Annotated in this window: 12 protein-coding genes and 3 pseudogenes; 9 read left to right on the top strand and 6 right to left on the bottom strand. The window is 62.1% G+C overall.

Going from position 1 to position 12,122, the window contains the following annotated elements; translation table 11 throughout:
* The 4 genes and pseudogenes from F618_RS15050 to F618_RS15795 form a co-directional block, all read left to right on the top strand.
* The coding region (locus F618_RS15050; RefSeq protein WP_019568915.1) for an integrase core domain-containing protein at positions 1–185 on the top strand (185 nt) is incomplete at its 5' end.
* 227 nt (positions 186–412) lie between these two features.
* A complete protein-coding gene (locus F618_RS0113810) occupies positions 413–757 on the top strand; it encodes a PilZ domain-containing protein (RefSeq protein WP_026331243.1) in 345 nt (114 codons plus the stop codon).
* Between the two features lie 265 nt (positions 758–1,022).
* Positions 1,023–1,115: pseudogene (locus tag F618_RS16255) on the top strand (Txe/YoeB family addiction module toxin); the annotation flags it as partial.
* A gap of 515 nt (positions 1,116–1,630) precedes the next feature.
* A pseudogene (locus F618_RS15795) lies at positions 1,631–1,771 on the top strand (IS5/IS1182 family transposase); the annotation flags it as partial.
* A gap of 146 nt (positions 1,772–1,917) precedes the next feature.
* On the opposite strand, the gene F618_RS16090 reads toward F618_RS15795, so the two are convergent.
* From F618_RS16090 to F618_RS0113795, 4 genes and pseudogenes are all read right to left on the bottom strand, one after another.
* Entirely contained in the window at positions 1,918–2,397 is a 480-nt protein-coding gene (locus F618_RS16090; RefSeq protein ID WP_155998046.1) for a hypothetical protein, read from the bottom strand.
* Positions 2,398–2,478: 81 nt separating this feature from the next.
* Entirely contained in the window at positions 2,479–3,015 is a 537-nt protein-coding gene (locus F618_RS15790; protein ID WP_081620919.1) for an HNH endonuclease, read from the bottom strand.
* Positions 3,016–3,277: 262 nt separating this feature from the next.
* Positions 3,278–3,601: pseudogene (locus tag F618_RS15045) on the bottom strand (hypothetical protein); the annotation flags it as partial.
* On the bottom strand, positions 3,568–4,008 hold the full coding sequence (locus F618_RS0113795; protein WP_019563692.1) for a hypothetical protein: 441 nt from the start codon (positions 4,006–4,008) through the stop codon (positions 3,568–3,570). The pseudogene F618_RS15045 and the gene F618_RS0113795, both read right to left, overlap by 34 nt.
* 284 nt (positions 4,009–4,292) lie before the next feature.
* Here F618_RS0113795 and F618_RS0113790 point away from each other — a divergent pair, with 284 nt between their 5' ends.
* The 3 genes from F618_RS0113790 (at position 4,293) to F618_RS0113780 (ending at position 8,044) form a co-directional block, all read left to right on the top strand.
* Entirely contained in the window at positions 4,293–4,661 is a 369-nt protein-coding gene (locus F618_RS0113790) for a nucleotide pyrophosphohydrolase (protein ID WP_019568912.1), read from the top strand.
* A gap of 21 nt (positions 4,662–4,682) precedes the next feature.
* Positions 4,683–7,091, top strand: a complete 2,409-nt coding sequence (locus F618_RS0113785; protein WP_019568911.1) for a DNA/RNA helicase domain-containing protein — start codon at positions 4,683–4,685, stop codon at positions 7,089–7,091.
* Between the two features lie 620 nt (positions 7,092–7,711).
* Entirely contained in the window at positions 7,712–8,044 is a 333-nt protein-coding gene (locus F618_RS0113780) for a hypothetical protein (RefSeq protein ID WP_019568910.1), read from the top strand.
* Positions 8,045–8,409: 365 nt separating this feature from the next.
* On the opposite strand, the gene corA is transcribed toward F618_RS0113780, so the two are convergent.
* Positions 8,410–9,492, bottom strand: a complete 1,083-nt coding sequence (gene corA, locus F618_RS0113775) for a magnesium/cobalt transporter CorA (RefSeq protein ID WP_019568909.1) — start codon at positions 9,490–9,492, stop codon at positions 8,410–8,412.
* 141 nt (positions 9,493–9,633) lie between these two features.
* On the opposite strand from corA, the gene F618_RS0113770 reads away from it, so the two are divergent.
* Positions 9,634–10,119 (top strand): universal stress protein, encoded by a 486-nt coding sequence (locus tag F618_RS0113770; RefSeq protein ID WP_019568908.1) that lies wholly within the window; start codon positions 9,634–9,636, stop codon positions 10,117–10,119.
* Between the two features lie 22 nt (positions 10,120–10,141).
* Positions 10,142–10,396, top strand: a complete 255-nt coding sequence (locus tag F618_RS0113765) for a Smr/MutS family protein (RefSeq protein ID WP_018176544.1) — start codon at positions 10,142–10,144, stop codon at positions 10,394–10,396.
* A gap of 330 nt (positions 10,397–10,726) precedes the next feature.
* On the opposite strand, the gene F618_RS0113760 is transcribed toward F618_RS0113765, so the two are convergent.
* Positions 10,727–11,686, bottom strand: coding sequence for a patatin-like phospholipase family protein (locus F618_RS0113760; protein WP_019568907.1), 960 nt, complete (start codon positions 11,684–11,686; stop codon positions 10,727–10,729).
* Positions 11,687–12,122 lie beyond the last annotated feature (436 nt).

The raw sequence follows: 12,122 nt of genomic DNA, 5'->3' as shown, positions 1-12,122 counted from the left end.
GCAGCTACCGCCGCGGGGTCCTGGACCTCTACGTCTTCCGAACGCTGACCGAAGTCCGGGAACACACCGAGCAGTGGCTGCAGGACTACAACGAAACCATCCCTCACGATTCGCTGGGGGACCTGACGCCGGTCGAATACCGGCAGTTACACACCCCGGAAACCTCTAGTTATGCGTGGACCTAATCCGGGGAAGTCGACAGTCAGACCTTGCCTCTTGCCCTTTTGTGGATCGGCGGGCACGCTAACAACAGGGCGCGGCGGCACCGGACGAGGGTTGTCGACTGGCGCCATGACGAGGTTGAGCCCGAGCCCGGTCGAGGCCTTCCTCAACGCTGCTATCACCATGCGCTACATTGGGCAGAGCGACAAGAGAATGCCGGGGTCGTCGGGACCAAGGCGGGAGTCTGAGAATGGAACTTCGCGAAGGGCGCCGCAGGGCCGTCCGTATGACAGCGGTTGTGGAGGGTCTTTCCGGCGACCCCGAATATCGGACAAGTGGACGAGTGCGAGATGTCAGCCTTAGCGGGCTGTATGTGGAGCTTCCCGACTCAGGTCTCTCCAGGAATACAAGACTGCGACTGATCGTGAGCCCGGAGGAGTGGGGGGATGACCGGGCCCATGTCTGGCATTGCATCGTGATGCGACTGGATGACCAAGGCGCGGGAGCGATGTTCGAGCCCGACCATCCGTCTGCGGTTGATGGCTTGCTGGATCTGATGCGCGAGAGCATCGGGCTTCCACCCGATTCGCGCTAGCCTGCGTCCTTCCGCGAGCCTATACCTGCGATCGCGTTGTTCCTTCGCCTTGGCAGGGGAGCGAGGTCAGGCTGCCCCCCCGTTCCACGGTTTCCCGATGGTACTGCGTCAACGGTGGGGCGTGTAAACATAGGTCTCCTCTATATGAGGGTTGATTGCCGAAGCGCGGTGATTGGGGGGGCCTGGAAGAGGCCGTGGCAATCGGCTGGAGCGGCACGGTTGCCGATCGACTGTCATGGCCACAGAAGGTAAGGATTGATCCCCGAGGCACCCCTCCGCCAGGGACCGCCTGATCTACTGCTTCGACGATCACGCGATCTACATCTTCGCCATCGGCGGCCACTACGACAGGCTCTGAACCTCTGACGTCCCGTATCGTGGGAGCCGTACGGTCGCTGGCGCGAAAGGCCATATCGAGCCCAAAAATGGCCATATAAGGCCCTAATCCAGCGTTCCAGCACCTTAAAGTATCTTTATTCCAATCGGTTACCGTGGTCCGACCCCGTCACGTGGTCCCGATCCCCTTTGCGGTGCCGGAGTGGGATCTAATCTCAGAGCAAGAGCCCATTTAGGGGCCGGAATGGGCCGTTTAAGGCCCTGGATCAGCCCTTCAGGTTCCACAATCGGTTTAAAGTCAGTCTTTTACCGTGGTCCGACCCCGTGATTGCGTGCCGACTGACCCTAGGCCGTTCTTTTAGGTCCGACCCCGTTATCAGTTTTCTTCCTGAGCGGTTTTCGGAGCGGGCCCAATCTCAGATTAGGAGCCCATTTATGGGCCCAAAATGCGCCGTTTAAGGCCCTGAATCACCCCTTCAAATTCGGAAATCGATTTTAATACAGAATGTTACCGTGGTCCGACCCCTTCATAAGCGGTTCCATGTCCTGAATAACCTGTTCGGATATCGCAAGGTGCGCTACCGGGGTCTCAAGAAGAACACCGCGCAGCTGCACAGCCTGTTCGCCCTGGCAAACCTGTACCGTGCGCGAAGATGGGGGCTGCTGCCGCAGGGGTAGTGTGTCCGCAGGACCGGAAATCGCCCCTGTAACCGCCAAAAACGGCGGTTACAGGGGCCCAGGCCGGCCGTAATGGCCCCAGTGCCCTTCCAAAAACGCTTCGGCGGGGCACGGAGCCGGATGCCGGCCCATTGATCAGTGTTTCCTTAGGCGTCGTTGCGTTTCTTAATGTAAACATTCTTGCCAGGCTCACCTGAGTTCCATAGTAATACTGTCTCGCCAATACCTCCTTTCTCTGCAGGTGACCTAATCTCAAGACAACCAAGACTTTTCGACTTTAGGTGAACTTGTATTGGCAATACGAAATCCAAGTCATAGTGACCATCGTATTCTTCTACTTTTATGGCCTGATTAGGATGCACGTCATGATATTCGTAGCCGTTCTCACTTGATATGTTCATCACATCATCATCAACAGTCTGGAATCCTGCGCTACTCGCGATTACATAATCAAATGTTTCATCCGTAGCATTTACAAGAAAGACTTCGTTATCCTCTCGAGCGAGCCAGATCATCGGGCGTCTTCTTTCCGGTTTTCTCGGTGGCATCGCTCCGCCAAATCGACTTCTTCGGTCCTCTACAGGAACCCATTCAGGATATTCTGCAATGGTTTTATGTTTAAGCACTGTTTTCTCCTAGCCTAACGCCGCAATAACCGGCGCGAGGTACGAGTGTCCGGCGCCGCAGGCGCGTAGTTAATTGCCTTGTTATAGCTTTGCATGTGCTTTTGCTATTGTTCGATTGATCTCAGCTGCCAATATTTGAGCCTCACGCATAGTGTTTTGTACCGACTCCCAGTTAGCCCAATGCTGCTCCCATTTCTCTTTACCAACAACAGACTCAAAATCAATTTTCGTCGGCTCTAACCACGACTCATATTTATGCAACTTTTCGATACGCTGATTAATATCTAACACGCCCCTAGATTTTGGAGACAGCTTTGCAGGGCTTATGATCCAAATGTGCCAGGGCTTATTGCCCTTTGATTGATTGCACTTACCGCAAGCGGGGACCAAGTTGTGGATTTCGGAAATATAGCCAGTTGGCTTTTTGTTTTGCACCAAAGGCCGTAAATGATCCCATTCCGAAGCAGTATCACCACAATAAGCGCACTGGAAGCTATCGTGATCCATGCCAAGAATATCCAATGCTTCTTTCACTTGCTCATTTGTTGGAACAATTATCGGAATAATTGAGTTTATAAAAGAGTTCGTGATGCTTGATGACCTTCCCGTTATTTTCATCGGGGTTGGCATCCTAAATAGTGATAAGTAATCCATAACTCTCTTCAGCTATAACAGTGGTTGGATGGCGCGCACGGATGTTGGATGAACGTGCGCGCGTGTTTAATTGGATATTGAACCGGGCGCGTGGCGTCTGAGACCGTCGTTAAATCGGGTGGATGTGTTGCCGCGGTGGTTTTTAGCAGCGTGTTATCTCGCGCGGCTGACGATGCGGTTTGGGGCCATGGCCGAGCGGTGAGCCCTTGATGCTGCTGGTCGTTTGTCATGTCAGGCGCCAGTGGTCGTTGTCGGTGGTGGCCTGGCCGGGGATTTGGAGGGCGGCGAGCACCTGGGTGATGGATTTGGTGGGTTTCCGTTTGAAGTGGGTGGCCAGGGCTTCCGGGGTTTGGGGGCCGATGGCGAGGAGGCGGCGGACGGCTTCGACCTGGTCGGGCATGGATTTGGGCCAGGTGGGCTTTATGGCGGGTTCGGGAGGGGTTTCGGCGGCAGACCTTGCCTCTTGCCCCGGGCCAAGGTCCGGGAAGGCTGCAGAATCGGGAAGGGTCTTCGGCGTCATCGCGGCGTTTCCTCCAGCCGGATCTGGCCTGGGGTGGGCTCCCGGAAGAATTCGGCCCGGAATTCGCGGCGTGCGCGGATACGGTGGTTCGTGCACTCGACCATCTGGGCTTGGGAGTCCCAGCTGTCGCAGCCGTCCGGCACCTCGTACTGGGCGATGAATGCGCGTTCGAACTCACGCTCCCGGCGCGCTTGCGCGGCTTCGCGCTGACGGATCGCCTCTTCACGCTGACGGGCCGCCTCTTGACGCCGGTGTTGCTGTTGCAGGCGTTCCTGTTGACTGCGCAGACCGTCGAGCGCCGGTTCGACGAGCTGTTCGGCTGCTTCGGTCTGAACGACTCCCAGCCGCTCCAGCATGTTGTTCACGGCCCGGATCTGCATGTGGTAGTGGAGCAGATAGGCAAGGGCGAGGACGAGCGCCAGGATCAGCACGACCATGAGGAGTTGCTTGGTGCTTCGGTCCAGCGCTGGTTCTTCTGGGGCGGCAGGCTTGTGCCCCCGCTTACGACGGGGCGGCCCGTCGCGGTCGTAATCTCGGTCTGATAGCCCCATCCGTGCAGCCTTTGCGTTGCTTGTCCTGGTAGTGCGTCGGGCACTTCGCGGAAACCATACCAACATTGAGCTAAAGGCGCGTGTGCATGTCCGCGTGGCCGCGATTACTGGAGCCGGGCCGAGTTCGGTACGATGCCGGCAAGCAAAGGCATCGATGCCACGGGGGAAGGATGAACGCGGAATCGCGTAATGCGCAGGGATTGGAGGAGCTGGCTTCGCGGCTGGAGGCGTTCGTCGAGGAACGGGACTGGGCGCAGTTCCATTCGCCGAAGAACCTGTCGATGGCGCTGGCGGGCGAGGTAGGCGAGCTGATCGAGCACTTCCAGTGGCTGACCGAGGCGCAGTCCCGGGAGTTGTCCGGCGAGGCCCGTGAGGCAGTGCGGGAGGAGATCGCGGATGTGCAGATCTACCTGCTGCTCCTGGCGCGCAAGCTGGATGTGGACCTGGTGCAGGCGGCGAGCGACAAGCTGGAGGCGAACGCGCGGAAATATCCGGCGGACAAGGCGCGGGGCAGTGCGCGCAAGTACACCGATCTGTAGGCCGGACCAGGGAGTGTCGCGATGCTGATCTACACGGCCGACAAGCGCCAGTTCGTCGAGCACGTCCAGGGCAACGAGATCGAGGAGCGCATCCTGGCCAGGATGCTGGGGAGCGGGAAGGGCAAGCCCTCGCCGAACGAGATCACGTCCTGGCGCAACTCGATGCAGTACATGGAGAACGTCCTGAGCGCATCCGGCATCCCGGATGATGCCGGCGTGGCGATCGAGTACATGATCCCGCAGACCTCGAAGCGGGTGGACTTCATCCTGACCGGCCGCAACAGCGACGGGCATGACACCGCGGTGATCGTGGAGCTGAAGCAGTGGGAGCATGTTGAGGCGACGGAGAAGGATGCGATCGTGCGCACCTTCGTCGGCGGCCGGGAACGCGAGGTCACGCATCCGTCCTACCAGGCGTGGTCCTACGCGGCGCTGCTGGAGGACTACAACGAGACGGTGCAGACCGACAACATTGGTTTGCACCCCTGTGCCTACCTGCACAACAGCGTGTCGCCGGCGATCGGGGATGCGCGATACAGGGACCACCTCGATCGTGCCCCGGCCTTCCTGAAGGCGGACGCCGAAAAGCTCGCGCGCTTCCTGCGCCAGCACGTGCGCAAGGGGGATGCGAACGACATCCTCTATCGCGTCGAGCACGGGCGGATTCGCCCGTCGAAGTCGCTGGCGGATCATCTAGCGTCGCTGCTGGAGGGCAATGCCGAGTTCTTGATGATCGACGATCAGAAGCTGGTCTACGAGAGCGCGCTCGATCTCTCCGCGATCGCCGAAGAGCACGGCAAACAAGTGTTCATCGTGCAGGGCGGGCCGGGGACCGGAAAGTCGGTCGTCGCCGTGAACCTGCTCGGGGCGCTGACCCGGCAGGGCAAAGTGGCGCAGTACGTGACGCGCAATGCGGCGCCGAGGGCGGTCTACGAGGCCCGGCTGACCGGCACGATGAAGAAGAGCCGCATCAGTAACCTGTTCCGGGGCTCCGGTTCCTACCACGAGGCGGAGGCGGACACCTTCGACACCCTGATTGTGGACGAGGCCCACCGGCTGAACGAGAAGTCGGGCATGTATCAGAACCTGGGCGAGAACCAGGCCAAGGAGATCATCCACGCGGCGCGCACGGCGGTCTTCTTTCTGGACGAGGAGCAGCGGATCCACTGGAAGGACATCGGCTCGCGCGAGGAGATCGAACGCTGGGCGAAGGCCGCGGGCGCGACCATCCACTACGCCGAGCTGCGCTCGCAGTTTCGCTGTGCCGGTTCCGATGGCTACCTGGCCTGGCTGGATCAGGCCTTGCAGATCCGGGACACCGCGAATGAGAACCTGGACGAGCTGGCCTACTCGGTCGAGGTGGTCGATTCGCCCACCGAACTGCGCGATCGCATCTTTGCGCTGAACGTGCAGGCCAACCGGGCGCGGCTACTGGCCGGCTACTGCTGGGACTGGGACAGCAAGAAGGACGCGGAGGCGATGGATATCCGCTTCGCGGAGCACAACTTCGCGATGCAATGGAACCTCGACAAGGACGGTTCCACCTGGATGATCCAGCCGGATTCGGTGCACCAGATTGGGTGCATCCATACCAGCCAGGGGCTGGAGCTCGACTATGTAGGCGTGATCATCGGGCCCGACCTGATTGTGCGCGATGGCGAGGTGATCACGGTGCCGGAGGCGCGCTCGAAGAACGACGCCTCGATCAAGGGCTACAAGAAGGCGCTGAAGGAAAACCCGGACCTGGCGCGAAAGAAGGCCGACCAGATCATCAAGAATACCTACCGCACGCTGATGAGCCGCGGGATGAAGGGCTGCCTGATCTGGTCGGCGGATCCGGAGACCAACGAGTACTTCCGCGCGCTCGTACATCAGCATGGCGGGACGCCGGATGCGGTGGGTGAGCAAGAAGCCCAAGCGGATGTCCTGCCGTTCCCGAAGCTTGCACCGGAGGGGGTCGAGCCGTTCGTGAATGCCCTGCCGGTGGTTTCGTTCAAGGCGGCTGCGGGCGGTTTCAGCGAACTGCAGAACGTGGAGCAGAGTCCGGAGGCCTTCGACTGGGTGGCGCCGCCCGAATTTATCGCGCTAAAGCCCGGCATGTTCATTGCGCAGGTGGTCGGGGCGTCGATGAATCGCCGGATCCCGGATGGGGCGTGGTGTCTGTTCGCCCCGCCCGGCGGCGGTACGCGCGAGGGCAAGATCGTGCTGGTGCAGCACCGCGACATCGACGACCCGGATACCGGCGCCAGTTTCACCATCAAGCGCTACCACAGCGAGAAAACGAGCGATCCGGACACGGAGTGGCGCCACGCACGGATCATCCTCAAACCGGAATCCAGTCTGCCCGGCTATCAGCCGATCGTGCTGGAGGACGATGCGTTGTCCGAGCTCGTGGTCGTGGGCGAATACGTCGCCCAGCTGGATAGCTGACGGGCATTCCTCCAGGTCGTTGAGACTTGCCAGTCGATCGCCGCGGCCGCGTTGCGGCCTCGCGATGACGGGGTTTGTGGGGTTTGGATGGTGAAGGTGGGGTGGCTGGCGTGGGAGATCCCGGCTCTTCGCTGCGCTGCGGCCGGGATGACAGGGTGGGGCGCCGCGGCCGGGGTTACGGGTTTGGCGTTGGTGCCTGCCAAATGTGGGGCATCTGTCCCGTCATCGTGAGGCGCGAAGCGCCGCGGCGTCCGGTGCCCTGGGCACTCGCCAAGCCTGAACCTTCCGGTCTGCGTGTCTTCCTGTGAATGCATTCTGGTTCTGGCACGAAGCTCGGGCGCGCGGTTCGCCCTGGCGGGTGCATGATCTTGTTTTCCGCGTGGGCGGTGTGGCGTTCTGACCCGGTCGCGATAACCCATGTGTCGTTTTGCATCATTCCGGAGTGGAGTGTTGCGGTGTGAGCCAGCGGAATCGATCACACTTTGTTTCGATGATGAGATCTTCGTCAGCAGGGGTCATGTTTGGCATCCCCCTTGCTCCTTCTCTGGCGCAGTCAATTGAAAGCCTGACTGGCCCGATTCGGTTGGCTGTGACTCGATTCCAACTTGAAGGAGAGAACCATGATGTCGACTTTCCAGAAAACTGCGATCGCGATGGTGCTGGGTTCCATGTTTGCGCTGGGCGGCCTTGGCGCGGCGCACGCCCAGGCGGGCGGCGACGCCGGCGCAGATACCGGTGCCCCGGAGGACGGTGCCGGTGCTGAAGGAGGCGCTGGCGCTCCCGAAGGCGCTGCCGGTGGCGGCGCGGGTGCTCCGGAAGGGGGTGCTGGTGGCGCCGGTGGCGGCGGCACCATGGGCGGCGGTGGTGCCGAAGGTGGTGCGGCCGGCGGCTCCATGGGTGACCACGACGAAGACGACGACGATGACGATGACGAAGGGGCCCCTGACTGGTAACAAGCCCCAGTCCCCTCAACAAGCCGGGCTCCCCGCCCGGCTTTTTTGATTGTCTCCCATCGCCCCGGTGCTTCCCCCCTATAGCCCGGCCGGGCGAGGCTTCAAACCCGTTATCGTGGTCCGACCCTGCTGTTGTTCCCGGTCGGTCGTTGGCTTTGTCGCTCCGGAAGCTGCTCTTTGTCCCAGTGTCGTCATCCCGGAAACCGCGAAGCGGTTATCCGGGATCTCGGGCGTCGGGGAGGGTCTTGGCGGTGGAGATCCCGGCTCGTCGTGGCGCTGCGGCCGGGATGACGAGGTGGGGCGCAGCGGGCGGGATCATCGCGGGTTTTATATGCAGGACCCTGCAGTGAGGGGGAGATGGCTGGTTACAGCCAGCCGCGGCGGCGGAAGAGGTAGAGCATGACGGCGACGACGGCGAGCATGATGCCGAGCAGGATGGGGTAGCCGTAGTAGGTGTAGAGCTCGGGCATGGACCAGGGGCTGTCGGGGTTTTCGAAATTCATGCCGTAGATGCCGACGATGAAGGTGAGCGGGATGAAGATGGTGGCGATGATGGTGAGCACGCGCATGACGTCGTTGGAGCGCTGGTTGATGGCGGACATGTAGGCCTCGATCAGGGTGGCCGCCATTTCGCGGTAGGACTCCAGCAGATCCATGATCTGGATGGTGTGGTCGTAGGCGTCGCGCAGGTACGGGAACAGCTCCGGGGTAAAGGGTTCGAGGTCGTCGCGCATGAGGCGGGCGATCACGTCACGCGTGGGCCAGAGCTGGCGGCGCAGGACGAGGAGCTCGCGCCGCAGGATATGGATCTCGTTGAGGGTGTGGCGGTCGGGCTGGTCGAGGACGGTCTCTTCCAGTGTCTCCAGGCGTTCGCTGATGTGTTCCAGCACCGGGAAGGCCTGGTCGATCACGCTGTCCATCAGGGCGTAGGCGAGGTACGCGGCGCCTAGGCGGTTGAAGTTGCGGTTGGCGTTGCGCATCCGTTCGCGGACCGGCCCGAAGGGATCGGCCGCGCCGCTATGGACGCTGATGACGAGGTGGGTGCCCACCACGAACAAGTTGAGCTGGTCGAGTTCGATGTTGCCGTTGTGATGGCGCGGCTGACGCAGGATGGCGACCATTTGTGTGTCGAAGAAGTCCACCTTGGGGCGCTGGCCCTGGTGGCGCACGTCTTCCAGCGCCAGCGGGTGCAGGTCGAAGGCCTCGCCCAGGTCGTGCAATTGGCGCGGGCTGGGGGCCCCCTGCAGGTGCAGCCAGACGAATCCGCCGTCGACGGTCTGTACGCCTTCGCGCAGGGTGCGCTGCGGGTCGAGCTCGACGAGCTGTTCGCGATGGTAGTGCCAGGCGGAGACGGTGGCGTCGGCGGCGTGCGGGTGTTCGGTGGCGTGGGCGCCGTGTCCGGGGGCGGCGCCGGGCTTGAGATAGGTCTTTTCGAACAGGCGGGTCATCGCGATTCCTGTGCGGATTTTCTGCCCAGTATAGGGTGCTGAAAAGTGCTGCGCGCGGGGGGTAACTCTGGCAGTCTGGGCGGCGACTGAACGGCCGCGGAAGCGGCTGGGTCCCACGGGGTGAGGAACAAGGAGCGCGGTATGGAACTGAAGACCATGTTGGTGCCGGTGGATGGTTCCGCCAACGCTTGGCGGGCGGTGGAAGTGGCCGCGGATCTGGCGTCCAAGTATCACGCCCGGGTAGTGCTGGTCAGCGTTCTGCTGCAAGGCGAGGTGCCGCCGCATATCCGCCAGCTCTCGGACCTGCCGGACCCGAACGATCCGCCGCTGGCAGCGGGCGGTGCGGCCGTGGGCGCCGCGGTGCCGCCGAAGGTGCTGCGGGATATCGCGAAGAAGCTGATCGAGCAGGCCCACGGATACTTCACCGAGCTGGGCGTGACCGACATCGAGCACCATGTGGAAGACGGCTCTCCGGCCAAGGTGATCCTGCAACAGGCCGAGTATCACGACGTGGACATGGTGGTGATGGGCTCGCGCGGCCTTGGCGGCCTGCAGGGGCTGCTCTCCGGGAGTGTCTCGCACAAGGTGCAGCAGCTGGCGCGCTGTATCGTGGTGACGGTGAACTGAGCCTCTACTCGCGGGGTTCGCGATGTCGCGGTTGTCGATCGATCTGCACGAGTGCTTCCGCAATGGCCGCCGGATCGACGCCGAGTTGAACGGCGTGATCGAGGCGGCCTGCGACAAGCGCATCAAGACGGTGGAGATCATCCACGGCAAGGGCAGCGGGCAGCTGAAAAAGCGCGTGCTGCGCTTTCTGCAGCAGCCGGAGGTCAAGGCGCGCTATCACCGCCTGGAGAAGGATTCGAAGAACCACGGGCGGCTGTTCGTGCACTTCAAGCATTGATCCGAGGCCTCCTACAGTTCTTCGGGGTGCTGTCGGCTCGTGCCTGCATCCGACTTTGGCAGGGGCTTCGCGTGCAAGCACGCTCCTACAGTGATGTTCCCACCGGGGGGCAATTAAGGCTTCTGGCGGTCCGGAAGGGGCTGTCATCCCGGAAACCGCGAAGCGGTTATCCGGGATCTCGGGCGTTGGGGGTGGGCTGGCGTTGGAGATCCCGGCTCTTCGCTGCGCTACGGCCGGGATGACGGGGGTAGGGGCGATGGCCGGGATGACGAGGTATGGCGCTGCCGCCGCGATGAGGGGGTGTGTGGCTGGCGCGGACGTGGGGATGGATCAGCGTCTCCCTAGTTTGCGGTCGGCGAGTTCGTAGCCGAGGTCGATCATCTCGGCGGCGCGGTGGAAGTCGAATATGCCGCAGGCGTTGACCGGGACTTCGATCAGGTGCTCGGGGTTGTAGGCGGCGATGCGAAAGCGCGCGATCGTGCCCTGCATGGCCTCGATGGAGTGGGAGACGATGTCGATCATGCCCAGCGCGTGGGCTTCCTGCTCACGGCTCAGGCCGGGGTCGGTCTCGCCTAGGCCCAGCTTGTCCTGCCAGTCCAACAGCCAGCTGCCGACGCGATCCGGCAGGGCGTCGGTCAGGCGATGGTTGAGGAACCCGCTGTCGGGTTCTTCCCGGTCCGGGTCGGGCGCCTTGGTGCGCTCGGGACGGATCAGCTCTTCGCCGACGCGGCCGTTCAGGCTGACGGCCAGGGTGATGTCGGTGTCGTCGTTCAGGGTCGGGGCGATCGGGACCGGGTTCAGCAGGCCGCCGTCCACCAGCAGCCGGCCCTTGTGGCGCACCGGGGTGAACACGGTGGGGATGGCGATGGAGGCGCGGATGGCGTCGAACAGCGAGCCGGAGTTCAGCCAGACCTCGCGCTCGCGCTCGCGCTCGATGTCCGTGGCCACGGCGGTGAACGAGATCGGCAGGTCCTCGATGTCCATGTCGCCGAGCATGTCGCGCAGCTTCTCGATCAGGCGGTCACCACGGATCAGCCCGGCACCGCGGAAGGAGAAGTCCAGAAGTCGCCAGACGTCCTGACGGCGCAGGGACTTTACCCAGTCCTCGTAGGCATCCAGTTGCCCGGCGGCGTAGATGCCCCCGACCACCGCCCCCATGGAGGCCCCGGCAATGGAGCGGATGCGGTAATCCGAGTGTTCCTCCAGCCAGCGGATCACGCCGATCTGTGCCAGACCGCGGGCGCCGCCGCTGCCGAGGACCAGGGAGATGGACTGGGGCGTTCGCGTCATGGTTGCCGGTGTGCCTGGGTGAAGTATTGGGAAATCGACGGGCGTGCGCTGCGGTTTTCCGTAGCGCGCCCATCATCGATTCGCGGACCTGCCGGATTCGGTTGGCTTCAAGGATATGTTGGGGGTGTGGTCGGGTTTTTCCAGCCTGAAGGCCCGGTTCCAGCGAATGGGTCTCACGGTAGACATCATGGATTGACCTGCCCGACCTCGAGAGCGTGGGTTATGTTTTCGGGGTTGGGATAACCACCTTCAACACAGAGCCATTATCGAGGGGGCAGGTCATGAATGAGTTTATCGCGGAAGGGGTGAAGGATGCAGGCCCGGTGACGGGGCAGGCCGGGGTGAAGCGAGTGCTCGAGCAAGCGAGCAACGTCTACGGTGCCTACATCGGGCTGGACGTGCATAAGGAGACGATTGCGGTGGCGGTGGCCGAGTG

The organism is Thioalkalivibrio sp. ALMg13-2 (assembly GCF_000381185.1).
In the GTDB taxonomy this organism is placed as follows: domain Bacteria; phylum Pseudomonadota; class Gammaproteobacteria; order Ectothiorhodospirales; family Ectothiorhodospiraceae; genus Thioalkalivibrio; species Thioalkalivibrio versutus.
Note: the sequence above shows the minus strand (reverse complement) of the source record. Positions and strands in the feature narration are given on the sequence as shown.

What these genes read in the sequence shown, in the direction of transcription:
- F618_RS0113810 (WP_026331243.1), top strand. Translation starts at nt 413, where the DNA reads ATGGAACTTCGCGAAGGGCGCCGCAGGGCCGTCCGTATGACAGCGGTT.
- F618_RS15790 (WP_081620919.1), bottom strand. Translation starts at nt 3,015, where the DNA reads ATGAAAATAACGGGAAGGTCATCAAGCATCACGAACTCTTTTATAAAC.
- F618_RS0113795 (WP_019563692.1), bottom strand. Translation starts at nt 4,008, where the DNA reads ATGGTCGTGCTGATCCTGGCGCTCGTCCTCGCCCTTGCCTATCTGCTC.
- F618_RS0113790 (WP_019568912.1), top strand. Translation starts at nt 4,293, where the DNA reads ATGAACGCGGAATCGCGTAATGCGCAGGGATTGGAGGAGCTGGCTTCG.
- F618_RS0113785 (WP_019568911.1), top strand. Translation starts at nt 4,683, where the DNA reads ATGCTGATCTACACGGCCGACAAGCGCCAGTTCGTCGAGCACGTCCAG.
- F618_RS0113780 (WP_019568910.1), top strand. Translation starts at nt 7,712, where the DNA reads ATGATGTCGACTTTCCAGAAAACTGCGATCGCGATGGTGCTGGGTTCC.
- corA (WP_019568909.1), bottom strand. Translation starts at nt 9,492, where the DNA reads ATGACCCGCCTGTTCGAAAAGACCTATCTCAAGCCCGGCGCCGCCCCC.
- F618_RS0113770 (WP_019568908.1), top strand. Translation starts at nt 9,634, where the DNA reads ATGGAACTGAAGACCATGTTGGTGCCGGTGGATGGTTCCGCCAACGCT.
- F618_RS0113765 (WP_018176544.1), top strand. Translation starts at nt 10,142, where the DNA reads ATGTCGCGGTTGTCGATCGATCTGCACGAGTGCTTCCGCAATGGCCGC.
- F618_RS0113760 (WP_019568907.1), bottom strand. Translation starts at nt 11,686, where the DNA reads ATGACGCGAACGCCCCAGTCCATCTCCCTGGTCCTCGGCAGCGGCGGC.